The organism is Pandoraea horticolens (assembly GCF_902459555.1).
Lineage (GTDB): Bacteria > Pseudomonadota > Gammaproteobacteria > Burkholderiales > Burkholderiaceae > Pandoraea > Pandoraea horticolens.
Map to the genome: position 1 here is coordinate 23,431 of NZ_CABPSM010000020.1, position 24,895 is coordinate 48,325.

Here is a 24,895-nt window from a genome sequence, read left to right on the forward strand (position 1 = left end):
GCTTACCCAGGCTTGATTGGGCCGCCAGCCGTTGAAGCGCCGATCTAACAGATTCGGCGCCACCGGCACGCCCAGCCTGCACGCTGGCTTCACGCTGACCGGCGCTCTCAGCGAGCCGCACCGCCTCAACCTTGAATTCCTCCGGGTACTGCCGTCTCGGTACGACATTCCCTGCCATGTTCTTCTTCATACAGTCAAAAAGTTATCAAACTTCCTGCTGTACGTGGAATCGAGGCAGGGTCAGGCACCTCGCCCGTCACATCGGCTGCTGTACATGTGATGTGCGCTGCTCCTTGCTTTTGGACGGGCGGATTGCGTCAATCCAGCCATTGCAGCAATGACGAGCCGAGCGGCTGCGGGCCGCGCACGTAGCCGGGCTTTATGTCGGGCATCTCGATGAGGCTCGGCAGATAAGTTATCTCGCCGAACGGGCTGTCGATCTTCGTCACCGGAACATCGATCTGTTTCGCGAAATCGGCAAAAGGAAGGGTGCCGTTGAGCGCCTCTGCCGCATCAAGCAGCCCCAGCTCCTGTGCCCACATACACATCCGTGTCAGCGATACCCTGACCTGATAGCTGCCGCCTTCGATTGCCCGGCGATAAAGCGCTGCGGCTATTCCGGCTGCGCCGGCATAGGCCGCAAGATAATCAGCAAAGATCACCTGCAGCGGCATGATGGGCGCATCGATCGCACCCTCGGCGCTGACGTAACCGGAGACGGTAACGGCCATCATGTCGAATCCGCGGAAATTCGCCCATTCGCCTTCGAAATCGAAGCAGCGCAGCTCATGCGCGATAATGCCGGGCCGGCCGGCGGCCAGTCGACGCGGGGAGATGCCGCGTTGATCGAGGTTGAGATATGAGCAGGTGAAGACATCCGCCTTCTGGAGCAGGTCGAAGAAACGCCGCATGTCGGCTTCGTCGTCGAAATCGCAATAGGCGGCGCGCTTGCCGATGTCGGTTTCCAGGCGCCAGTTCATATGATCAGGGTAGTCCGGCCTGGAGATGTGCAGCACATCGGCGCCGAATTCGGCGAGGGTGCGTGCGGTGACCGGTCCTCCGATGACATGAGTGCAGTCGAGGACGCGGATGCCGGCCAGAGCTGCGTCGCACCCCAAGGGAAGCGGCACGGGATCACTCTCGCCGACCTTCTCAATCTCGATTATGGGCTTGGCTGCCAAGCGGCGCCCTACCGGATGCGCCAACCACTCTTCCGCGCTGCGAACAACCCCGATAGCTCCCGCCTCTTCGCGCACCGCCCGTTCCAATGCCTCGGCATCCCACTGCATGATCGCTGCTTCCACTGCATGTTGGGTCGGGGCGCATTTGAGAACTTTGAAAATCGCGTCGCGCAGCCGGGGATAGAACAGCTCAATCTTGATGAACCGCCCGTCGCGGGTTGGATAGAATTCGCCACTCAAAGGAGAATCGACGCCGCCAGCAACCCCATAGTCGGTAAAGGGAAGAAGCCGGCCGTTTTGGCGCATGAATGCGATACCATGGTGCTGATGCACAGCGTTGCGCACGCTGGTCGTCACGCTCTGCGGCTTGCCTCCCCGCAACTGCCAGAGTTCGCCGAGCGCCATGCCGAAAGCCGCCTGCGCGGCCGCCATCAGCTCTCCGAAACGGTGACGTGAAGCCAGGATAGGGTCCTTGCCCCGGATCGTGACCTCACCTTTATGATCCGCCTCGCGCAATCCGATTGCTGCGAGGATCATATCAAGGGCTTGTTGGGAGGTCTTGCTGTCGACTATCGCCACGAGCAACTCCTATTCAAAGAATTAATCTACATTAGCTATATCACCTTTCCCGAAAATCATAAATTAAAAAATCCGGAACAAGTTATTAAACTTTCGAATAATAGAGATTATTCTCTTATTTGAATGTACCCAACAACAATAAATAATAATTTAATTTACATATTTTTTTAATCTTTGATGATGTGCGAGGCACCATCGCCGTCACCAGCCAGAAGGTTGGCCGGGGAGTGTCACGAACGCAAGCGGAAGCCTGCAGTGCCGTAAATTCACGCGCGCCACGGCGGGCAAGTGGCGTCTCCGATTTCTGGATCAGCGCATCAACGGACTCTATGACGAAGTACGCTACGGCAAGCCGCGCCATCGACAGCAGGAATTCCTGTCGCTCCTGCGCGAAATCGACAAGGCTGTCCCGGCTGATCTCGACGGGCACTGCATCGTGGACAACTACGGCAGTCACAAGCATCCGAAGGTCAAGGCGTGGCCGGCAGCCCGCCCCGCTGTCTGCACCGCTTCAGCCAATGCCACCCTTGAAAAGCTGCATAGACTTTGTTCCCGAATCAGCGGAACGGGACACTCGGCGGCCCTGAACAATTCGTTTACCTGCGACGCCGAATCATCGCACAGGCTGCGCGTAAATCGTGATCGACACCTCCACACCAAACTCGTAAGGCATACCAAGCATTCCACTTCCTGCGCATGCAGCGTGTAGCGCTTGCCCCGTCCTTCTGCCGTTGTGACAGAATCCGCTTGGTGCAGCCAATCAGTCCTTCCAGCTGCGCGCGGCTTTACGCCGCCACCGAGCCGAGCTGAAGCCTTCACCAGGTGTTCGCAGCACGCTCCAGCAGCCGCGAATTGGAGGGTGTGCAATCGCCTTCTGCATCACCGTCGTGTCCACAATCACGCGTTTCGGACAGGTGAAACGCGCGCTGCGCCACATCGACTCGTAGGCGAGCGAGATCGCCATCCGCGTAGGCGTGATCAGCCGCATGACGGACCTTGTGCGTCCGAAATCCGTGCGCATCGCCTGAGGAATCCATCACCAACGCCCCCTCCAACCTCTCGCTCGATTTATGCAACAACGTCCTTTAGGCTGTCTGGTTTCCTTCATAAGCTACAGGATCACAAGTTTTGGCGTAAAAGTCCATTTTGAAATTTGGAATAGACCAAAATTATTCAGGTCAATTAAATAAACATTTCCATCGTAACCTACACAGAAAGTCGCCATACTCCTTGTCGCCCCATTTTGACCGATCACTAATCCTATGGCATATCCCGATGCAAGGCGTTTGTCGTTATCGTCAGCGCTGAGGGCCGCATTCGCTCTAAATATATAACTTAGATCATCGCTCTCTACAAACCCCTGATTCAACGGCCCATTCATGCTCGGTATGGTGGATCCATTATAAATTGATACCAATCTGTCTTGGCATACCGCAATAAATTTCCGATCCAGCCTCGTGTATGCATTTGTTATTATAGCTTTTGGCCATGCGTCAGTAACTAAGGAGTATATATTGCTCTCGGTATATAAAAACTGGGAAACAGTGAATTTGACTCCAAGTTCGGTCCAGCGGGAGCTGTCATACCAAGCATATGCTGGCCCCGTCGTGTCTGTTCCTTTGTAAGTCTTTGGGTCTCGCTTGCAGAAAGCCCTCCCATCTGCGGTACATAGCAGGCCGTCATCGGAAAGGTATAGCGCAAGGGGGGTACCGGATGAGCTAAAGCCGACTCCATCCAGAGTCGTTCCTGTTGGCGCGCTGTAGCTCTTTGCTACTAAATAACTGTTAGCGAGAGGTGCGCCAAGGTGGGCGACGGATGGACTTTGTTGGGACGGCTTTTTATCAAAAATCAATCCCGTTATGAACTGATCACACGCGGCACCGCTGGTGTTCGTAGTCGGCCAGATTGCAGCGTCCCCTTCCGCTCTTCCCATAACTGGCAGAAGATAACCAGCCCCCACCCCCCCACCATATAACGGTATACCGCTATTTTGACAGAAGAGGTATGTTTGACCCGCGACGATATTCTTCGGATCAACGGCTGTGCTATTGCTTATATTGTTTTCCGATTTCTGATTCATGGTGTATTTATTCTCCATCACGGTTGAGGGGGTCCGCCTTGATATTTTCTGTGTACTACGAGACAACGTGTACTTGACTATATTTCAAATCACGAGGATTCATTATTCTCGCTGTCGTCTGTTCGAATATTTTTATATTTCCAACGGCATTCACGAAGAAGTTCACAGCGCTTCCTTGTCCGTTTTTTCCAATTACTACTCCTTTCGTGGCTTTCATGCCGAACAAAGGATTATATTTATATATCCCGAGTTGAATAATTCTCAAAAAAATCCCTTGTGAGAGGGGCACTGAGCTATATATCGCCAATCCGGTGACTTGCGCACAATTCGTAATAGCGTAAAACCAGATACTTGAGGGTGCGCTGGCGGTCGGGCTCATCCGCTGCCGACGGATTCGAGAATTTTCGAGCATTGGTTTGCTGTTCATTCTCCAGTTGCACCAGTGGCGTATTTCTCATGTGCGCTCTCCTTGGATATCCTGACGTTGAACGACAATTTGGCCTGCGATTTCGCCTGACCCTATCCGGAGGTCGCCCAGCATCGCATGACTCCTCGGCAAGACGGATTGTCTACATTAGTCGTCTATGCGTTGCTCATGAACTATCAACCTCGATAGGTCAACGCTAATGGGATGTTCATGGGCGAGACGTACCTGCGGATCAAGCCGCCGATCGCCCCATCGAGCCTGACATGTTGGCGTAAGTGCTTGGGTGAGGCCGCCGTGGAAGACCCTTCGGGCCGAGACGATTGGAGCGGCGAAGCGCTCGCGCGTGGGCCGTTTGATCCGCGACGTCGAGCGACAGTTCGGCTCCGTGGCAGCGCAAAGCCGCGCGCAACTGGAAGAACTGATTGGCCGCACCAAGCAGATTCTGTCGCAACGGCGGAAGGACAAGGGCAACGCGCGCACGCCTTACGAGCTCGGCGTGGAAGTGCCGATCACGATTAGCGCACAGCCTGCGCGCGGTGATTGCGGCGAATTCGACGCCGCAGCGCCATTGAGCCGACGATCGATCATATGCAGGTCGACGGCAAGCTGAAATCGGTGCCGCAGAAAAAAACGAGTTGTTCGGAGCCGACTTGGTAGCGAGTGGATTTCAAGCCAAGCGACGGACTTGCCCGCAAGCCATCCGCGCCACCTCAACTGCGTCGCAAAGGGACGGGGGCAAGGGCGAAAAAAATGCCGCTTCTTAGTGAAGCGGCGTGAGGCCATTGCGAACCTTGGGGGGGGGGCAACGCAATGGGGCCGTCGCTACACCTGAGGGAGCCAGAGAGATTAGCTACGGCGGCCCAAGTGTACTACGCTGGACGAATCCCCGCGTTTGCGCGGTACCGCATGAGCGATTTATGCAAATGCAATTGACCTCCCCCCGATTAACCGAGCACCTTGGGCGGGAGATTTTCGGCGTCCAGGTGTGCGAGTCGGAACTCGCGCGGGGTCAGAACGCCTGGCGAGCTATGCGGCCTGAAATCGTTGTAATCTCGTGGCCGGCGCTCGATCTTCTCGCGCGCATCGTCCAATGACAAGAACCAGTGCACGTTCAGGTATTCATCCCGGAAACTGCTATTAAATGGTTCGATAAATGGATTGTCCGTGGGTTTGCCCCGTCGGGAGAAGTCCAAGATTACGCCATTTTCATACGCCCAGTGATCCAGCGCAGGTGAGATGAACTCACTGCCGTTATCGACCTGTATTCGTTTCGGCGTACCACGCAGCGCTTTCAGATGAGACATCGTGGCCGCGACATCCCCCGCCTTCAAGGCGTAATCGACGGTAATCGCCAAGCTCTCCCGGCTAGAATTATCGACTACAGTTAAGGCCCGGATTTTCTGTCCGTTGAATAGCTGATCGGCCACGAAATCCATGCCCCAGCAGGCGTTCACGGTAGAGACTTCCGGACGCTCCATGCGGAGCACGGCAGCGGGCACGACGACGAGGCCGCTTGCGCCGCAGATTCAGTCCCTCTTCGCAGTCGATTCGGTAGGTCTTCTTGGGATTGATCAACCAGCCTTCGCGTCGCAGTAGAACGTGAATGCGCTCTACACCATAACGTATCCGAGTTTCGGCAATCTCCCGGATGCGCCGACGCTCGGCACGGTCATCACGTGGGCTCGGCACAGAGAAGTACGTGGCCTGGCGTAGCTGCAATACCGCTGTTGCCCGCCGGATGCTCACCCGATACGCTTGAATCAAAAAAATTAGCCAGCTCGCGCTTACGGGCTGGCTTCACAGCTTTTTTGCACCACCTCCTGAAGCATCTGCTTGTCCAGACTGAGATCGGCCGCCATGCGCTTGAGTCGGGCGTTCTCCTCTTCGAGTTGCTTCAGGCGCCGCAACTCGGAAACCCCGAGGCCGCCGCATTTCTTCTTCCAGTTGTACGTGGCTTCGGAAATACCCATCTTCCGGCACACTTCTGCCACCGTGGCACTCACTTCGGCTTGCTTCAGCGTGAAAGCTATCTGCTCATCGGTGAGCTTCGATTTCTTCATACAAATCTCCTGCCCGTCAGGGCTTCAAATTTGCCAGAAATCTGCAGCTTTGGATGCTACGGTTTTTCGGGGGGAGGTCAATCTTCTGGGCGACCTTAGCTCCGTGGCTACGGTCGCGTGCCAAGTGAGACCTGATGCCCGTCGGTAAAGGCACGGTCAGCCACTGCACCGTTGCGCTTTACCGGCATGACCGGGAGGTGACGGGCATTCACGGTGCTTTGAGCTCATCCAGGGTGGCCAGGTACGTCAGGTTCACTGCATTGTGGGCTGCGCGCGCAGCAGCATCCACGTCGCCGGTCATTTCATGGACCATTCGTTCAACTGTCGGACCAATATCACGAAACGAATGATCTTGAGGCAGTCCAATGAGCTTTAGGGCGCTGAGCAAATTCGGTGCGTCGCTCAGAAACCGCTCTTGGGCCGCGAGCACCGAATCAGCGCTCCTGCCCGCCACGGTTCCAACTGCAAAACGATGAAACTCGGAGATGACACTGCTGCCATCGTAGTGCATTGAACAAAGCAGGCGGCACGTATCCTCGAGATCAAAGACGATGTGGTCCGTCGGTGCAATTTCGGAAACGGTACAGCCCCGGATGCCGACTTCTCCTATATGGAAGACGGGAGGGTTGTCACTGAAAATCTGCCACGTCAATGAGTTTTGCCACTCATTCGTCACATATTGTTTAAGTTCACAAAAGAAAGATAGTTGCTGTGCCGCTGTGCCCTCATGGGCGAGGCGAAAAATAGCGACCTTGGCGGCCTCCTTATTTGACCAACGAAAAAAGTCTGCGAGTTTTCCGCATAGACTAAGCACGTCTTTCTCGTGCCTGGCGGTTACACAGGCACGAATATCATTTTCGTAGATTGATCGACGGCACGAACTTCCACTGATAAGGCGAATGTTCATCGTAACCCCAAGAAACGGCAAGTCGATTGTTGGTCCGGTTGCGGCCTTTTGGCGTATCGTGGAACTCAGCCCCGCCACTCCCAGCGCCACGCTTGCAGACATTAAGCACAGTCGTGAGGCTCTGCTCCTCCTGCCGTGCCATTCCCCCGCGCGCAGACGGCTCACCCGCCCTCGCCTCTCGTGCTGAGTGTTTGCTGGCGACAGCGGCTGACCGGTCACATTCGCCCGACGATTCATGCCAGTTCAATGATGTCCTTCTGTTGAACATACCGATATCAAAAAACGATCACGGCACTAACAACGGCGGTGCCCGGGTGCCGCTGGACGAAACGGTAGCCTGTGGTTGCTCACGGGGCCACTCCGCCGGAGTATGCGTGTCCCCAGCACCGTCTCGACGGGTGAAAAGAGGTTGTCGCGGTAGTCCCCACCAAAGTAGTGCGTGACCCAATTGGCAACGGACGCATCGAGCACTCTTTTGCTCTGGCCTCTTAGTGTGTCGGTGCCGACGCGGTGGACTCAGGCATGAAGCGCGCACACCATGCCCCGAACCCTGCGATATAGCAATACGCCAATGCCGGGATGAGGAACGACAGCACGATTCCCACGGCGTCCGCCAACGCACCTTGCATATATGGCAAAACCGCTCCCCCTACGATAGCCATGCAGATGAGCCCGCCGCCTTCGTTAACGCGAGCGCCGAGCCCGCCAACGGAGAGCGAGAAAATCGTCGGAAACATGATCGCGTTACCCAAACCGCATGCCAGTAGCAACCACATCGCAGATGATGCTGGCAGCGTCAGCGACGCGAGAATCAGCAGCAGGTTGCAAAGCGCACACAAACTCAGCAGCCGGCCGGGCGACATCCTTCGCAATAACCATGCGCCAACGAACCGCCCCGCCATCGCTCCCCCCCAATAAAACACCAGATACCGGCTCGCATGTGCGTGATCAGCAATGCCCGTCGAGGTATGCGTCAGGTAGACGATCAGGAAACTCCCTATACTCACTTCGGCACCGACATAAAGAAATAGCGCTACGATGCCGTAACGCAAAGGACGGTGTGCCAGCAGGCCTCGCATGCTTCCGAGCCCCCCCGGCGGCGACGCGTCCCTTGCCCTCGGCTCCCGCGGTGCCAGACGCCAAAGCACTAGGCCACCAAGTGCCAACACCGCCGCGAGCAGTCCGTACGGGCCTCGCACGCTATCCACCAAGTGGCCTGTCTCGGAGGCGTACGGCGCGAGGATCCAGAGTGCCGCGAGCGGCGGCCCGACCATCGTGCCTAACGAGTTGAATGCCTGCACCAACGTGAGACGGCTGGCAGCTTCTCCACGCGGGCCCAGCGTCTCTACATAGGCGTTCACCGCAACCTGGAGCAACGTGACGCCGCTTGCCAGCACGAATAGAGCCGCGAGGAAGCAAGGATACGAAACGAGTGCCGCTGCGGGAAAGAACAGCGCGCTGCCAAGGCCGGCCAGCAAGAGCGAACTGGCCATTGCACGCTGATAGCCAACGCGCTCGGTGTATTGTCCCGCAGGGTATGACACGATGAAATACGCCGCAAAGAAGCTCGATTGAATGAGCGCAGCATCGCGATATGTCAGATCGAAGGCAACTTTGAAGTGAGGTACCAGAATATCGTTCAGCGACGTAATGAGCCCCATTGCGAAGAAGAGCATAGCCAGCATGGCAAGTATGCGGTTCGCGGAAGACTTGCGGGGCTCGGAACTAAGGCTGGCGGGGAAGGAAGCAGAAGGACCAGGGGTGCTCATGCGGTCGTTAGGCATGCATGTCTCCAGTGGTGTTAACACCTTATACGTTGCAACCTCGGTGAAGGGGCTGATCGATGCACTATAGACCGCACCATGGGGGCTTGGCATGAACGAAGTCTGAAGTTTACGTGATGCCATGATGTTTCGCATCGCGTTCTCATTCGTCGATAAGGGAGCCCCCCCCCCGCTTTTCGCTGCTTCGGCTGTCCGCGCTCCCACAACTGGCGGCGGCCACCTTTGAGGTGAGCCTTACCAGTAAAATGAGACGCCATGACTTACTGCGCAATCGTATTGTTTTTTATTCAAGAGGTGACCCGCGTCAAGCACGATAACCTGGAGTTCCACCTTTCCATCAGGATGAACGCGGTACTTCATGAATTCCTGCACCGGTCTATCGTCTGAGCGCACCGTGAAGTGGGTATTTGAGAATGCGACAGTGCCGTCTTTCAAGACCATGAAAGCGTCTGGGTGCACGCTGCCACGGTGCGCCGGGCCAGGGAATAGTGTTCCAGGCTCAGTGCAAAGCGAGAGATCAAGCGTAACGTGGATATCTTTGCCGGCCATCACAGCCGTTGCCAAAGAAGCACTATCCGGTTTCATTGCAAAGGAGCCGCTACTCCAACTGCCGGCGGCGATCGCTACAGCCATGACGAGCGTGGATATACTTGAGCATTTTCGTTTCATTGCCAACTCCAAGGAAATGACTTGCCCGATTTCTTCGGGCCACTTCAAACTTTGAAAACGGCCTCGGTTACTTACAAACCGCGCTTGAATCTGCCTCAACAAGGTTGCGACGTACTTGGGATTGCCGGGGTTGTCGTTCAACGGCTGGATATTGCACCGGATAAAACTGTCCTCGGAGGGGCCATTTTTCCGTTTGGGCAACCGTGGCAAAGCCGATTCCATCTTCTGAAAATCGTCTTGAGGTGAAGGTGTGGGATGCGGGTGTATCTGCGATCGGCTGACGTTTGACTCGTACCTGCGGGCCTTTGCAACAAATTCGGCCATGGTAGAACACTTGTCCTCTTGCAAAAATTCTATGGTCTTCAGCGCAGTGCCGAAGCAATGACTGAGATATTCGAGCGCATCAAATTCTGGCGTTTGAGACCTCGTCCGCCTGGTTGAATCAGCGTAGGTTCAAACACTCGGCGTGTCGGGCCTGGAGCGATGTTGCAATTGCTCCCTGCCGTTAAGCCGAAATACGCGGTTGCGGCCCATGCGCCCGATCTTCAAGTTTTCCAAGTCAGATCATTGCCCCATCAACTGCTTGATCCGTGCCAGATTCATTTCGATGGTTGCCTGGTTCGCGGCAAGGTCACCGCCATTGCCAGAGCCGTAGGAGGCCAGCACGCGATTACGCTCGGCATCCCGAAACGCCCGATATGCACGCTCGGCCTTGTCGAATGCCATAACGGGATGCATCGCACGACTACCTTCGCTCACACTTTCCAACTTCACCATGTCGGCTCGCGCTTTCTTCTCCGCTGCTGAAAGTTCGTTTTCCGACTGCCTTTCCACTACGGGATAGCACTCGCGCTGTTGGACCATGGACTGTTTGGCCTTGCACTGCGCGTAAAGGGCCTCGGCGGATTCTGCGGCTACCGACACTTGAGTAAAAATTGCAACGAGGACGAGTCCCGTCGCAACACGATGCACTGCATTGATCTTCATTATCTTGCTCCTGGTTATCGAAGAGATCTGCCGACGGTTCCGAGCTCTGCCGGTGAGCGGCACGAGGTCCGCCGCGCAGGACGACCTCCGGCAAAGGAAACGAAAATAGCCCGCGGAAGCCGCCGCACGGGGAGCGACTTGTGCCCAGCAGTCCGACGCCTTCTGGAGTTTGCGGGCTCCGCACGGCTCAGCAGCGCCCAAACAACCGCAACGGCGGCGACAGCGATGAGGATATTCTTCTTCATGAGAATCTCAAACCGGAACTAGGGAATGGACTCGCAAAATATGGAGACCCAAGTGAAGTGTGAGTCCCCAGGCCTTCATCGAAACGGCTTGCCCCGTAACGTCTCTGTATAGCCGCAAACGACCTCGAAGCTGGTGGCGGATGGTGTGGCAGGCACCATCGACGGAGAAACACGACGCCGCACTAGGCAATCCAGGGGGGGCGGCGTGCGCGCCCGCCTTTACGGAGGGGCTAACCATGGCACTCACTTCTCCGGCCCATCGACGCCGTGAGGCGAGGTGTCAGTGCCCTTAATCCCATGCGGCTCTGCGTTATTTATCGAGGGGAGAAAGCGCGATGCAGCACCCCTTAACCTGTCGCGGAATGTCGTCGGATCGAGGTAGCCCAATTCCTCGGCCATCGGCACCACGAGCCGAAGCCCGTCCTGATGCACCCGCCTCGCTATTTCCGGCCTCATATCATTCAGCCAGGTACTTGCATTTACTTTCCCCAGAGATTGGCATGATGTTTCGACAAACGTGCGAAACACATCTGTCCCCTGAGCTTTCGGCACAAGAACCCCGGCGAAGTCAGCCTGCCTCATATCAAGTCCGGCATCCTTAGCTATTGAACCAATTTCTTTGAGATATTCAATGCTAATCTCCTTGAGTAGACGATCAGAAAATTCCTTCATTTCTCTGAAATATATTTCAGAAAGAAAACTATTGATAATGTCTCGCTTCCCTCCGTCAGTTTCTCCGAAAGAGGTTATCAAGTCTGACATTGCCGTCAGACTGACGTTTACGGTTTCGGAAATCTGCTCGCTCATACTAGAAGTTGCAGGTTCAACCAGACCAGTTGGACCGCCCCTTACTTCTTGTTCGAAACCTTGAGCCTCAAATTCCCTTTTAGTTTGCGATATTTCGTAGTTACCGGTGGAGCGGGAGACTTCGCACTCGACGGACAGCTGTGCGATGAGAGCTTGCCCTTGAAGGACAAGCGGCTGCACGCGAGGAAGCTCATGCTCTCCTTGCAAGGTAGTATCTAATGGCAGATCTTCTTGCAAACCGGCATCCAATGGCAGATCTTGCAAGATTTCGGCAATATGATGCGGAAAGTTGGATTTGCTGCGAAAGAGCCGGTCAAACGTGGCATGACGGCGGGTGCATAGACGAATGAGGGCAGCGGCCATGTGCTCACGTTGAGCGCTGTTCGGCCATGGCTCATCCGTTCCATCGAGCCTGTTGGCGACGCTCAGAACGCTTATCTCCTCACTACTTTTTTCCAGATTTAGCTGCTTATGCAGATAGTGGATGGTCGACGCCGCCCGTTGCAGAAACACGGCATTACCCGAATAGTCGCGAATTATGTTGCGAACGGTTTCCGAGTCACTGGTACGCTGAGCTTTGAGTGAAATTCCATCATGGTTTCGCGCGTATGCGCGGACATCGTGTCCGGTTCCGAAGATCTGCATAGTTATCTCGTGATGGAGAGTGGTTGAGCAAGAAATACAGCGCCGTCTTAACTTTGACGCCCGGTCCTGTCCTGTGAGGCGAATGCTACCGTTTGAGATGCTTGCACCCGATTTCTCGAAGTGTCGGGTTATGAGATGCTGTTTCTGGCGCGATCGCGACTTTCGTCACGGCATTGGCATGCTGCTCCCGACTTTCGTGAATGTCTCGGCGCTGCTCCAGTCGTTGTGATAATTCGGGGGCAGGAATCGTTTGGGTGAGCTCGGCGGCGTACCGGACCCTCCATCAGCCTCGCACACGTCGCCCAGCGGGGGTATGCAGCCCCGGCGTCGACGTAGTCACAGAAAGTTGAGTGGCAGAGCCCCGGCACCGGAAACGGCGTACATGACCTCTCCTCATAAACATGCGATCGTGACGTGCCATGAATCATCGGCAGCGGCCCATCGTAGCCGTCTTCATTGTCACAGAGACCCGCTATCCAAGCTTGCACAAATCGCTCGGCAGGATGGGTTCGCCTGCGGAATTACGCGCCCATTTGGGTTCATGAAGTTGACGAAAAGCACGCTTTAATTTCAGAAACTGATTCATACCCGGCAGCGCCCGCTCAAGGACGCTCGCGAGGAACCATGCGGTTATATCGAACCGTAAAACGCTGCCATGAGAGGATCTCTCACCACAGCGCATGGCTGTTCGGCTGCTCGAGTGAAAACGATGTTAGGCCCGTCCGTTACCCCGCCTTTTGCTTGTGCATCGCGATCCGCTCGCAGTTTTTGTTCAGCCCATTCCTGTCGCGTCATGTCCGGGCCGGGACCACAAGCGTAGACGGGTGCCGCTCGTCGGAACCCAGCAATGTATATGGTCTTATCGCGGTGAAACGCGCGAATAAGCCGGCGGATGCGGGCGAGGGAGCAACTTAAATCACCTGCGGCTTGCGCAATGGTGACGCCAGCATTTTGGTTCATGTAGCGAATGAGTTGTTGGCGCAAAAGCGCTCTCTTGGTTGGACGCTTGGCGTCTACCTCGCACGCTTGAGTTTGTAATGCACGCCAGGTGTGGCTCGGATAGAGGTGAGCAAATTCCGTATGAGACATCCCGGTTTCCCGATCTTTATTTAGTTTAACCAACTGTTCATAGTTACATAAACGATGCTTCAACGCGATCTCCTCTATTGACAATAGCAAGAATCGGAAGGCCAAAAACGTGGTCTGGTCGAGAACTGTCGGTGAACCGGGAAATTGCAGCGTTCCGCTCTTCATGAGCGTAAGCGGAAGGCGCATCCCATCCGCAGACATCGCGCTCAGAGACGGGCTTGGTTATTTTTTGGAAGGCTGAACTGTCATCGGAGGTTAAGCCTCTCTACAACATTCGATCTTCTACGTTTCGGTCATGATTCGAAGGGTCAGGAAATTCAAGAGCAGGTCATGCACTGTTAGACCGTCCGACCTAGTTTGCGACGGATGCCGTATTTCGCGACATACGAGAGGTGGTGGCAGGTGCCACTTTCCCTTCCTGTACAGGCACGGCGTTGACCCAACAGGCGGAGATTTCGCGCGGCACGGCATACACATTGCTACGCGGCGCCTTCTCCGATACGCTGCTGGCGGCTGCGGCGGACGCACTCTGCAGTGCTGCGCGTCGGTCAGTAAGCATCTTGAGCAGTTTCGTGAGTCGATCCGCTTCATCGAAACTCGCCAGCAGAGGCCCCTGCCCTTGCTGCTGATATCTCAATTTGACCCACTCCACAGATGCCGGCAGCATCTTCTGCTCGTTCGGGTAGTCGCGTAAATCGAAGGTGTATCGCCCGTCTGCACTCGCACGCAGGAAATCGACGAACGCGCGTGGCCCCGACCAATGGCGAGTGAGCTTGACGCCCGGCAAACGCATGTCAAGCGTCACGTCGCCGCAGGTGGCCAGCGACCAGTTGAACGTCTTGCTGCTTGGGAAGTTGTAGTTGTCGAGCGTGGTTTGACCACTGGTGCACTGTAGCGTCAAGCTCGATTGCTCCGGAAGCACCTTGGCGCCGGGATTGACCTCGGCGGGCTGCGCAGTGAGTTTGACGATGCCGACAGTCGCCTTCAGGGTGTCGAGCTTGGTCGATATCTCGTTGATTTGCTGTTCCAACGCGGGCAACTCCGCTGCCTGTGCTTCGGCCGTCTGTTGCGCCTGCTGTACGCCCACGTGGGCGCGCTGAGCCTGACTGACGAACGCGTAGAAGGCGCCGTTGAGCGAAATGCTCTGCCCCTGCACCTGACGCGGGCGATACTGCGTTGCGTCGCGCACTACGAAGGGCTTGACCGCACCCGCCATGAATGCCGGCACCACGCCTGCATCGCCGTACAACGCCGCGTCCATCAGTTGGGGACTCGACACGCCCTGCAGCGGTGCCAGCACCTGCGCCTCCCAGTCCTTCTGCAGCGCACATGCGGACACGCGCCCACCATAGTCCAGGACGAAGTCGAGCGGGCCGCGCAGCAGGTTCCAGATTGAAAGATCGGCAGGATGCGCCGCTATGCCATCGCTTTTCTTCATCGCGTCAATGGTCTCGGCGGCCGTATGCAGGGGGGTGTTCGGGATCGCCGCGTCGGTGCCATAGGCGTAAGTATCGGCTGTCAGCTTCAGTGCGTGGCCGTCACCCTGACGCATGACCTGGATCGCTGCGGCCAACTGCTCATGGTAGACACCCAGCGCTTGGGCCAGTGCAGTGCTGCCGCGCACTCGCTGCGCGATAGAGTCCGCGCCGCGAGTGCCAACCGCCCGCACAGCGTCCGTCCCAACCGCGTTGGCGAGGGACAACAGTGCTGCCGAGCGCTGCTCGAAAGAGCCGCCGCTGTTTTTTGACGAAGTAATTAGACTGTCGAGTCGCACCGCCAGTTGTGCCCAGTCTGGCGCGGCCCGGCCGCCGTCGAGGCTGTTCGAGAATGTGGCGGCAATCTGGTGAATGACCCGAAGGTACGGGTCCCCCGGAGTGAGAATGAGTGCGAAGGCGTCGCGCCACTGCTGCTCGCCCGTCAGGTAGCGCCGCGAATCCGCAAAATCGGTGGCAAAGCGCAGCCAGGCGTCTCTCTGTTGCTCACGATAGCGCCTCGCCAAGGTGACGCGCGGCGCCTTCAACAGTGGATCGTCGCCCGCGGCGCGCGCCAGTTCGTCGATGAACCCGGAAACCGCGCGACGGCCGTCAAGCGTGTAGGCGCGCGGCACACGGGGCAGTTCCGGTCGATCTGGGATGCCCCAAAAGGAGGCCAGTGTAATCGGCGTGACGTTGCCCTGCAGGTCGGCCCACGCCATTAGCCAGGACGTTGAGCGATTCGCGATGTCAAGTTGTGCCAGGTTGTTTCTCAGAGAGTCGCGTTCGGCCTGCAATGCGCCCCGGTCCGGCTGCCAGCGGACGTAGTCGCCGTATAACATTGCAAAGCGCGACGCCATCATCGGATCGTAAGGTGCGTGCGGATCCAAGCGTAGCGAAAGGGCCTGCAGTTCGCTGCCAGGCAGCGGCGCATCGCCCTGTGGTTGCTGCGTCAGTGCGGCTTCGAGCGCATTGATGCGGCGCACATAGTGCTGCACGTAGGCTGCGACCATCATATCGTCGGTGCTCGTGCTCAACGCGGCCAACTGCGGAGCCATCATTTGGTCAACGCCCTGTGCCAGCGCGTAGCGCCGGAAGTCATCGCTGAAGCCGCGCTGGAAGTGGTTCGCCAATCGATTCAATTGCCAGTGATACGGCAGCCAACGATAAAGTCCGAGTGATTCATGGGCCTCGAGCATGCGGTTGGTCATGTCGAGTTCGCTCAACTCCCTCAGCCGCGACGCCAGGTCGCCGTTGAAGTTGGGCGTCTGCGGGCGCGCCGAGAGCGTCGTAATCACCTGGCGGGCGTCGAGATAGCCCCACGTCAGCAGCACGGCACTCAGGCCGCACAGCGTCAGCCAACCGACCACCATTCCGTGTCGGGCAAAGCGTCTCCACAACCCATTGCGGGTGTATGGTCGATAGGCGTCTCGTTGCGCAGGGAGTACGACGCTGAACAGGTCCTTGCTAAACCACCCCTGCGGCACGGAGGTGTCCTTCCGTACTCCTTCCGTTCGCTCCGGCCCCTGCGCGGCACCGACCGGCGGCGTTTCAGGGGGCATCCGTGTTTCTCGGATGCCAGATGCCCCGGACTCCTCGGATCTCTGGATCGGGTCCGGCGCGTCGGGCATGACCTGTGCGGTAAAGTAGATGCCCTTGAGCCAGGGCGTTTCACCGTAGGGATTCTCGTCGAAGGCCGGAGCCAAGTAGGCTCTGAGCGGCACCGCCATCGCGGCGGCGTGTTCAGGGAAGAACAGTGCGCTGCTGTCGCTCCCGAAACTGCGGCTCTGTTCGATGCGCACTTCGCCCAAACGCCGATCAATTGCGGCGAACGCCTGCGCCACGAAATCCGTGGCGTTCGCGGCCTGAGCTTCCACACCCAACGGCGTGTCCAGCATGGCAGCCGGCAGTTCCCTCCCCCATGCCACGAAGCCAGGGATCTTGTCGCATTGCGTGAGGACAATCCAGATCGGAATATGTGCTTCGTAGATCCGGCTCATAGCGTCGATGCGAGAACGCATAGCGCGTCCCGCGTCGGTTAGCTGCTGCGCGTCGGCCTGCAGCAGCAAGCCAGCGGGCAGGGTCAGAACGATACCGTTGAGTGGCTCTCGCCGGCGCGTGCGACTCAGACGGTGGAGCAAATGCCGCCAGTCGGCCTGCTCATGTGCTGGATCTGCGGCATCAACGATGTCGCCGGCGGGCTCAACAATCACGCTATGGTCGAGGTACCACCAGTCGAGCGAGTTGGTGGGTGGCACGGGGTCGCGCTGGTTGACCGGCCGCAGGGTCGAGGAAAGCCGCGAACGCGTGAGCAGCGTGCTCTTGCCACTGCCCGCCGTGCCCATCACCATTATCCAAGGCAGTGCATACAAGGTGCTGTCCCAGCGCGGGAACCGCGAGTTTCTGAGGTTTCTGAGCAAGCGAACGCCATGCTTCCAGGCAATGTCCACGCGAGCGGTATCTCGCGCCGGCGCTGCTGCGGCCCCCTCCTGCGTGAGCTTGCGGCGCGGGCGCCAGGTTTTCCACATCCGCCACGCGCGTCCCACACACCACGCGCCCACCAGCACGCCGCACAGCAGTAGAAGGCCGCTCCACGCTGACCAGCCCAGAAACAACGCAGTGAGCCAACAGGCCAGCAGCAAAATCAGCAGCAGGACCACCCACAGTGCGCCTTTGGCAAAGATTTTCAACATATCAGCGGCCCATCAGCAAAGTGTCGACCATGGACGTGAGCAGCCCGTTGTAGATCAGGAACAACACGCCCAGCAACACCAGCGGAACACATGTGACCAGCGCTGGCATGAGCAGCGAGCGCCGGCGCCTGAAACGCCAAGTCTGCGTGTCGAGTGGCGCCGCCGCGGGAAACAGGATGTCGCATCCGGGCTCACCGGCGCGCGTTATCAGCAAGCTCTCGAGCAGCGCGTTCCGATAGGCCAGCAGTTCGCTGCGCGGCCGTTTGCTGTACTCGCCTTCGAAGCCCGCCGCGAGCATCAACGCGTACACTTCGCGCACCTCGACGGCTTTCGGCGGCAGCGCTTCGAGTCGTACGAAGAAGTCGACACCCGCGCGGTTCGAAGAAAAGTAATGGTGTTGCAAGGGTGTCTCGCGCCACGTCTGAGCTCCCGGCCACGGGCGGCTCATAGCCTGTTCATCGATCCACGCGACCACCGCGAACAGTGCGCCGTGTACCTGCTCCGCCGTGTAACCGTCCCGGCCTGCCCTGCCCTGCGCCGCATCCAGCGCCGCGATCAGTTCAGCCGCTAGCCCCTTGCCTCCACCGCTTGCGGTGAATTCCCCCTTCACGAGGCAGTTGCTCGCGTGCTCGACGATCGGCATCCAATAACTGACGAACGACATGCTATCTCCTGATGGCCACGACTTCGGCCGTGAATTGCGCGGGCGCGTTGGGGAAGAACAGCCTCAGCGCCCGCTCGCGGCTTACCGCGCTCCACGCCTGTGACGTCCGATCAATGTGGAAATAGGTCACCCCGGCTCGGCGCGGCATGCCTGGCGGCGGCGCCGACAGGTGCATCAGTTCGATGCCCGGCAACGCATGCGACACGATGGTCTCGATCTCATTGGGCGTGCCGAGCTTACCTTCGCGCGCGAGGGCCTCGGCCAATGAGTCCGCGTCGGGACCGCCTTCCAACACCAGGTAGTAGCGATGGTCCGCGGCCAGGAATGCCTCGGGCAGTTCGGCCAGCCACATCCCTTCCGATGCGGCGAAGCGCACGAACTGCTCGGGACCGAAGGTGATTTCGTTCATGATCTGGTTTGCGAGCTCGGCGAGCCCAGCAAACTGCGGGCCAGCATTCTCGTGCAGGTATGGCGCCACGAGGGCCTGCCCGTCCGGCGTCCGCCCCAACATGTCGCAACGTTGGGTAAACCAACTCAGTTCCCCGATGAACTGGCGCAGCGCGCCGTAGAAAACCCACGGGTGCACCTGCGGCATCTCCATCCAATGCGTGAGCAGTGGGCCGTAGCGATTAAGCACGGCGAGCGCTACCGTTGACCGCGTTTGGCTCTGTTCGGACTGGCTGTGCGCCCGGTCGCCGCCTTGCTTGTACGCCTCCAGTTGCCGCGCCCGGGCGACGATCTCGTCGCGCAGATCGCGCAACAGTAGCCTAAGCGGCGGTGAGGCGCCGATTGACAGACTTGGTGCAACGAAGCCCGGCATCGCGCGAATCGTGTCGCCATCGCGCTCAAGGCGGGCGACGGGGATCAGGTCGTATTGCGTCAGGCTCTCTATCTCGTTATCGAAGAACAGGCGCAGAACGTAGTACATCGCTCTAACCTGGGCCGTCTGCGTGCCTTCCAGCAAGTCGGGCACGTCCTCCGCCTCGGCTAGCGTGGCAAAGCGCGTGTATGCGCGCGCAGCGGTAACAAACGTTTCATGCACGCTGACGTTGGGCTGCCCTGGCACCATGCGGCGCAAGCCGACGTAAACCGTGCGCGGACCATCGGCCAGTTCGCCGGGCAAGAAGCTGCGCGGTTCGAGCAGCGCATTACCTGGAAACTCGACGAAGGTGCCGTCGCGCATCCACAGACATAGCTGGGAGAGATTCATCTGCCCCGCCGCCAAAGCCGGCTCAGCGAGTTGATGCGAAACTACGCCCCAACTGTGAGGGCCCGCGACGTCGGCAAGGCGTCCAAGCGCGTCGGCATGCCGGCGGTCATTGTGCTGCAGGTGGTGGGGTTGCAGGAACAAGCCCTGATGCCAGTAGAGCGGTTGACTGATGTTCATGGTATAGAGGGCTCGCTGGGTCGATGGTTATTGAGACGTTGACGAGTTGCCGCCGAGCGCGACCTCGCCCGCCGTGGGCTTGCCAACCGCAGGCGCTTCGGCAGGTGCCGAGGCGCCGCCCAGCAGGCCGTCGCTGCCGAGTTCAAGCGTGATGTCGAGCGGAAGGGGTTCGGCAGTGCGGGTCTTAACGAACCAGCCCTTGCTGTCGACGTCAGCGCCGACCCGGTACAGGCGCGTCACGCGCGCTGCGTCCAGACTGTAGTAGCCGGCGACCACAGCCACGTATTGGGTCCCCTCCGCACGCGGCAGCCATGTGTCGCCCCGCTGGCCTGGCTGTATGAAGATGCGTTGCATACTGGTGAATCCCGTCGGCAGCGTGGGCGCCGATAGCAACGCCGAAAGCCCCTGCGAGCTTGCTGCGGCCTGCTTGAACACGTTGGGCTCGGGCATTTGCAGCACTGTCAGCAGGAGGCTGTGCGGCTCACCTCCCGAAACGTTGAGATCGGCCGACGCCGCCCAACTTACGTGTACCCCCTTGTCGCTGTAGTCCCATTTCAGCTTGGCGAGCGCGTTCTCGCTGGAATTTCCGCCGAACATGCTGTTGAGCGAACTGCACCCGGTGAGGGCGATGGAGATGCACAGCAATAGTGGGATGGCTGTGCGCGCGGGGCGACGTGCCGAAATGCTCATGACAGGATACTCACGGTGGTTTGGGACGGCGCGACGACCGCTCCTTCGACATTGGGAGGCGCGCCGTTCTGGCCCGTCTGTGCCGTCAACCGCACCGCCGGTTTGCCGCCAACACGCACGCGCGCGCTACCGACCAGGAAACAGGCTTCGCCCATGGTCTTTCCCGACACCACACCGCCGATGCAACCCGCCTGGTCTCCTTCGGTCATGGTGATCTTCGAACCCAGGTTCAGCGCCGGCATGCCCACAACGAGCACCTTTTGCACGAGCCCCCCCGGGTCAGCCATCTCGGTGGTGCCGGTATTCGAATAAGGCAGGGGCACCACGACCGGGCCCACCGGCGTATTGCAGACATCAGGCGCCGCCAGCATCAAGGCCCCCCCGTTATTCAACATGAACATGGCTTTTCTCCTTGCTCTGGTTATCCCAACTGGATCTGCTCTTTCGCATCAATGCTCACGCGGCGCTCGGCAATCACCGTCGCGTCGCGCGCGCTCACGTTCCAATCGTCCGCGACGCGCTGGCGCATCGAGCCGGCCTCCTGCTCGCTGTGCCCGCTCACGCGGCATATGCTTTCGCCAAAGTGGTTTTCCGAATAGGCCGCGGCAAGGAATTGCCGCTGCGTCAGTTGCTCGGTTTCGTGCCACCGCATGGTCAATCGCCGCCCGCTCATGTCGAGCATGTCGCAACGCACATTCAATTGACCTCCCTCGGCGAGCAGCGTGGTGTCGCCGTCCAGGCGTACCTCGCGCGCGCCGGTGTCACCTTTCTCAAGGACGGACAGGATGTAGCCTGCTTCGCTACCGCGCATGCTATGGCCGGCGAGCGAGATCAGTACGGTGTCATCCACGCGTGGCTGGAGCAAGCAGCCGGCAGCGACTTTGACCGACAGGTGTCCGGCCTCGCATACCACACCGAAGTGCTCGCCCTCGCTGGCGATTACCCGTGCATGGAAGAAGGCCGCAGCAGCGGTTTGGCGCATCGCACTTGCGTGTTTCATGGTCGGCTCCTATTTGCAAAGTATTGAAATGCGTCGAAGGCGTCGGGGCATTCCCCTCGATGCTCAGATCGTCGGTACCCAGCGTTCGGCCCGTAGACGTTCCGGGTCGTCGCCGATGGCTGCCGCCCGGTCGGCGCCTTCCCAGATCGCGTTGTCCAGCAGCGCGCCGTGCAGCTTCGCGCCCGCCACATTCGCGCGAGTAAAATCCGCCCCAGGCCCACACAGGTGCGAGGCATCCGCGTAGTTCAATATCGCCGCGGCAAAGCTCGTTTTGTCGGCCCGTGCGTTAACCAGCATCGACATACTCAGGTTCGCACCGCTGAAGTCGGCTTGCGAGAGCATGGCGGCGTTGAATTTCGCACCATGCAGATGGGCGTCGACTAACTTCGCGGCGCTCAAGTCCGCACCGGCAAAGGACACGAACGGCGCGTGGGCTCGGCTGAAATCGGCCCCTGGTGCATGCGCATCGGCAAAGCTGCAGTGCAACAGCCTGGCGCCGGCGAAGCGAGCGTCGCTGAACTTGCATGCCCGCGTCTGAACGGTGTCCCACGTCGCCCCACGCGCGTCGATGTTGGAAAAGTCGCAGTCAGCCAGCCACACGTTCTTCATTCGTGCGTCGGCCAGACGCGTGCCACGCAGGTCGCATCCGTCGAACACGCTGCGCGTCAGTTCTGCACCCGCAAAGCTCGTGCCGAGCCACTTGCATTGGTATGCCCGCAGGCCATGGAGCATCGCATCGGAAAAATTGGCGTCCTGCAGAGAGCAAGCGTCCAGGCGGGCTCGAGTCATGTTCGCGCCCTCGAATTGCGCGCCGCCGAGCTGGCAGTTCCTCCAACGCGTGTCGGCAAGCCCCGCGCAGGCAAAATTCGCGCCGCGCGCATCGACGCAATCCAGCCGCACCTCCTGCAGGTCGATGCCCCGGTAGTCGCCACCCGCCAGCGACACCCCTGAAATGCTGATCGACGTCGCCCGCAACGCCAGTAGGTCAGCGCGGCTGATGTGGGGCATTGCTTTTACGCTAGCGCTCATACTTGCAACTCCTGCCATGCGCAGCGGGTCAGAAGCGCACCTGGCACTGCGATGCGCTCGGCACGGGCGGTGCGCACATCGACCTCGTAGAGATTTGCGTGACTGAAATTGGCGTCGAGCACAACGCAACGGCGCAGTGACGCCTGCATCAAGTTGGCACCGCTCCATTCCGCACCAACCATCTTCGAGCCGCTGAAATCAGCGCCCCTCGCCACACAGTGGCGCGCGTCGGTACCAGAAAGATCACAGTCCGCCAGCAAGGCCGCATCCAAGCGCGCGCCGCGCAGCGTGCTGCCGCACAGCACGGCGCCTTCGATTCCGGCGCAGACGAGATCGGCTTCGTCGAAGCAACTCCTCTCCAACCGGCTGGCGCGACCAACGCGCACACCGGCCATCGACGCGCGGCGGAAATCCAGTGCCTCACCTTGCACGCCCCATAACGAAGCGCCCCGCAGGTACGCCTCGACGAAGCGAGCACCGGATATGGGGCTGTCCTCCAGTATTGCGGCCTCCAGATTCGCCCGGGTCGCATCCACTCCGGCGAGATCGCTCGCAGTGAATCTGGCGCGGCGACCCTGCACATCCATCAGATTGGCGCCGGCCAGCGACGATTTGACGAACGCGGCAGCCTGGAGCCGTGCGCCGCTCAGATCCGCCCCGGCAAACCCGCACTGCACGAAGCGTGCGTCGGACAGATCGGCGCTCGCCAAACCTACACGATCGCCAGCGCAACGACTGACGAGCAAACGGCGCGCGCTGGCATGCCGGGCGTCGACACCGTCCAGTTCGCATTCAACCAAGCGTGCATCGTCAAGCTTGGCGCCGACGAGCTTTGCACCCGAGAGTTTGCAACGCACGAATTCGCTGCCCGATAAGTCAGCATCAGACAGGTCCATGTTCGATAGATCTGCGTCTTCCAAGCGCACGCGGGTAACCGTCTCGCCTCGGGCGTGTGCCGCACGCAGGGTCTCAGCACCCAAGACGCGGTGTGGCGCGGCGAGTGGATTGAGGCCAGGCGAGGTGGCCGCATGCGCACTCGCCACTTCGGCCGTAATCCGCCGCTCCAAGCTCTCGGCATCGGCCAGCTCAGCAGCATTCTTCTGCGTAAAATTCGGGGGCAGGGCGGCGGCATCAAATGCGTGCACGGGAAGCCTGGCCGTGGCAGAGTGCCGCTCGGCGCTCGTAAATAGTCCGTCCACGTCCACGCCGGCGGCTTTGAGCGTTTGCCGGATTTCATCCTCAACGCCACTGGTGGTACGTTTCACAGCACCTTTGATGGCCTCTTCGTTCAACTGCGTGGTATCGTCCGGCCCCGGCGCCGGACGCGCGAGCGGCGGGACCACTAGTCGCTGTATTGCCGGCCCACCCTTTGCCTTAATCTCTTTGACAATCTCATCATGCGTCGCGCTGATCTCGGCCCATACCGCGTCGGCCTGTGCTAAGGCATTTGGGCCCTGCACCGCCCTCCCCGCGGCTCGTTCCGCCTCGGTCCCGTCTGGTCGCCATTGCTTCATCAGCATGGCCGTCGTCTCAGCGGGGCCTGTCAGAGACTCCGTATGCACAAACATCTCGACCGCGTCTGCGCCGCCGCTCTCACCCGTCTCAACGAATGCCCTGTAAAGCACCAGCACGCGCTCGTCGTTGGGGAACAGCCATACGGTATCGAGTTGCAGGAGCGCTTCGCGAACTCGGCCGATGTCCGGTTTCAGGCACCACAGAAGGCGCGGTCGCAGGCCCGGCAGCCGCCCCGCGACGGTGCATTTCTCTGCATGCATACCGATCAGTTCGAAGGTTTCGTCGCCACGCCAGTATGTGGAGATACACTGGTCAGCAGCGAGCGCATCGAACCACGCGGAATCGGTATCGTCCGGAAACCCGGGAAACCGCGTGCGCAGCCAGTGCTCGTCCGTGGTGCCAACGAGCCGCTGACGTTCCGGCGTGCCTGCCGGGATTGGCAGGAAAGTTGCCGGCGCCGGCGCATCCTGCGGTGTAAGCACTGGCGCGGCAGGCCATTCCACATTGGGAAGCAATACCCCCTCGATCTCCTGGGAATCGACACAATGCCCCTGCCCCGTCGGGTTGGCCGGCCAATCCTGGCCGCCGTAGGCATGCTGCAGATCGACTGGCATCCTATCGAACGGTAGCGGCTCGGTGTGCCGCCAGCCCTGCCTCGTCCGCGTCCAACGGCGCTCGCCGTAGACCTTCAGCGTCTTGCTGATGTCGCCAAGGCGTGCTGTGACGCTTAGCGTCGAGGCTCGAGTGCCAGCGGGGGAGTAGGCATTGCCGGCCACCGCGAAGGTACCGCGCGTTTTCTTCAGGCCCTCATCGAAGACGTGCTGGCCGAACTGCGTCCGAAGGAATTGCCACGCGCTCCGCTCGTTCATCGTCTTCCCGTCGGCACCGATCAGGTACCCCAGCGTGACGCACACGTGCGGGCGTCCATTGGCCGCCATAGCGTTCAGCAATATCAAGGAGTCGGTCGGTTTCGCGATCCTCATGG

At 59.2% G+C, this 24,895-nt stretch carries 19 protein-coding genes and 3 pseudogenes; 2 read left to right on the top strand and 20 right to left on the bottom strand.

The window, feature by feature from the left end:
* Positions 1-317 precede the first annotated feature (317 nt).
* On the bottom strand, positions 318-1,760 hold the full coding sequence (locus PHO31112_RS23475) for a CoA transferase (protein ID WP_150623616.1): 1,443 nt from the start codon (positions 1,758-1,760) through the stop codon (positions 318-320).
* Positions 1,761-1,875: 115 nt separating this feature from the next.
* A complete protein-coding gene (locus PHO31112_RS23480; RefSeq protein WP_150623618.1) occupies positions 1,876-2,217 on the bottom strand; it encodes a hypothetical protein in 342 nt (113 codons plus the stop codon).
* On the opposite strand from PHO31112_RS23480, the pseudogene PHO31112_RS27765 reads away from it, so the two are divergent.
* Positions 2,110-2,469, top strand: a pseudogene (locus PHO31112_RS27765) (hypothetical protein); the annotation flags it as partial. The gene PHO31112_RS23480 and the pseudogene PHO31112_RS27765 overlap by 108 nt on opposite strands.
* Positions 2,470-2,520: 51 nt before the next feature.
* On the opposite strand, the gene PHO31112_RS23490 reads toward PHO31112_RS27765, so the two are convergent.
* The 3 genes from PHO31112_RS23490 to PHO31112_RS27260 all read right to left on the bottom strand — a co-directional run bounded on the left by PHO31112_RS23490 (position 2,521) and on the right by PHO31112_RS27260 (position 4,298).
* A complete protein-coding gene (locus tag PHO31112_RS23490; protein ID WP_150623620.1) occupies positions 2,521-2,748 on the bottom strand; it encodes a hypothetical protein in 228 nt (75 codons plus the stop codon).
* A gap of 123 nt (positions 2,749-2,871) precedes the next feature.
* Complete coding sequence (locus PHO31112_RS23495) at positions 2,872-3,840, bottom strand: hypothetical protein (RefSeq protein ID WP_150623622.1); 969 nt, start codon at positions 3,838-3,840, stop codon at positions 2,872-2,874.
* A 293-nt stretch (positions 3,841-4,133) separates the two neighbouring features.
* A complete protein-coding gene (locus tag PHO31112_RS27260; protein ID WP_174995855.1) occupies positions 4,134-4,298 on the bottom strand; it encodes a hypothetical protein in 165 nt (54 codons plus the stop codon).
* A gap of 173 nt (positions 4,299-4,471) precedes the next feature.
* Between PHO31112_RS27260 and PHO31112_RS23500 the strand changes: the two are divergent.
* Positions 4,472-4,781, top strand: a pseudogene (locus tag PHO31112_RS23500) (hypothetical protein); the annotation flags it as partial.
* A gap of 430 nt (positions 4,782-5,211) precedes the next feature.
* On the opposite strand, the pseudogene PHO31112_RS23505 reads toward PHO31112_RS23500, so the two are convergent.
* From PHO31112_RS23505 to PHO31112_RS23575, 15 genes and pseudogenes are all read right to left on the bottom strand, one after another.
* Positions 5,212-6,327: pseudogene (locus tag PHO31112_RS23505) on the bottom strand (IS3 family transposase).
* Positions 6,328-6,535: 208 nt separating this feature from the next.
* Positions 6,536-7,336, bottom strand: coding sequence for a hypothetical protein (locus PHO31112_RS23510; protein ID WP_150623624.1), 801 nt, complete (start codon positions 7,334-7,336; stop codon positions 6,536-6,538).
* Between the two features lie 386 nt (positions 7,337-7,722).
* Entirely contained in the window at positions 7,723-8,919 is a 1,197-nt protein-coding gene (locus PHO31112_RS23515) for a sugar MFS transporter (RefSeq protein WP_246178502.1), read from the bottom strand.
* 333 nt (positions 8,920-9,252) lie between these two features.
* Positions 9,253-10,011, bottom strand: coding sequence for a VirK family protein (locus tag PHO31112_RS27770; protein ID WP_246178504.1), 759 nt, complete (start codon positions 10,009-10,011; stop codon positions 9,253-9,255).
* 240 nt (positions 10,012-10,251) lie between these two features.
* Positions 10,252-10,674 carry a lysozyme inhibitor LprI family protein gene (locus PHO31112_RS23525; RefSeq protein WP_150623625.1) on the bottom strand — a complete coding sequence of 141 codons (423 nt, stop codon included), beginning with the start codon at positions 10,672-10,674 and terminating at the stop codon, positions 10,252-10,254.
* A gap of 488 nt (positions 10,675-11,162) precedes the next feature.
* Complete coding sequence (locus PHO31112_RS23530; RefSeq protein WP_150623627.1) at positions 11,163-12,371, bottom strand: hypothetical protein; 1,209 nt, start codon at positions 12,369-12,371, stop codon at positions 11,163-11,165.
* Between the two features lie 630 nt (positions 12,372-13,001).
* Complete coding sequence (locus PHO31112_RS23535; RefSeq protein ID WP_150623629.1) at positions 13,002-13,625, bottom strand: hypothetical protein; 624 nt, start codon at positions 13,623-13,625, stop codon at positions 13,002-13,004.
* A 187-nt stretch (positions 13,626-13,812) separates the two neighbouring features.
* Positions 13,813-17,625 (bottom strand): type VI secretion protein IcmF/TssM N-terminal domain-containing protein, encoded by a 3,813-nt coding sequence (locus PHO31112_RS23540; protein WP_150623631.1) that lies wholly within the window; start codon positions 17,623-17,625, stop codon positions 13,813-13,815.
* Between the two features lies 1 nt (position 17,626).
* Entirely contained in the window at positions 17,627-18,289 is a 663-nt protein-coding gene (locus PHO31112_RS23545; RefSeq protein ID WP_150623633.1) for a DotU family type IV/VI secretion system protein, read from the bottom strand.
* A gap of 1 nt (position 18,290) precedes the next feature.
* Positions 18,291-19,676, bottom strand: coding sequence for a type VI secretion system baseplate subunit TssK (tssK, locus tag PHO31112_RS23550; RefSeq protein ID WP_150623635.1), 1,386 nt, complete (start codon positions 19,674-19,676; stop codon positions 18,291-18,293).
* A gap of 27 nt (positions 19,677-19,703) precedes the next feature.
* Positions 19,704-20,366 (bottom strand): type VI secretion system lipoprotein TssJ, encoded by a 663-nt coding sequence (gene tssJ, locus PHO31112_RS23555; RefSeq protein ID WP_150623637.1) that lies wholly within the window; start codon positions 20,364-20,366, stop codon positions 19,704-19,706.
* Positions 20,363-20,767 (bottom strand): DUF4150 domain-containing protein, encoded by a 405-nt coding sequence (locus PHO31112_RS23560; RefSeq protein WP_150623639.1) that lies wholly within the window; start codon positions 20,765-20,767, stop codon positions 20,363-20,365. Before PHO31112_RS23560 ends, tssJ begins: the two co-directional genes overlap by 4 nt.
* 20 nt (positions 20,768-20,787) lie before the next feature.
* Positions 20,788-21,366: a DUF3540 domain-containing protein gene (locus PHO31112_RS23565; protein WP_150623641.1), complete on the bottom strand. Its 579-nt coding sequence runs from the start codon at positions 21,364-21,366 to the stop codon at positions 20,788-20,790.
* A gap of 63 nt (positions 21,367-21,429) precedes the next feature.
* Positions 21,430-22,395, bottom strand: a complete 966-nt coding sequence (locus PHO31112_RS23570; RefSeq protein ID WP_174995856.1) for a pentapeptide repeat-containing protein — start codon at positions 22,393-22,395, stop codon at positions 21,430-21,432.
* Positions 22,392-24,893 carry a DUF2169 family type VI secretion system accessory protein gene (locus tag PHO31112_RS23575; RefSeq protein WP_150623645.1) on the bottom strand — a complete coding sequence of 834 codons (2,502 nt, stop codon included), beginning with the start codon at positions 24,891-24,893 and terminating at the stop codon, positions 22,392-22,394. The genes PHO31112_RS23570 and PHO31112_RS23575 overlap by 4 nt, the downstream gene beginning before the upstream one ends.
* Positions 24,894-24,895 lie beyond the last annotated feature (2 nt).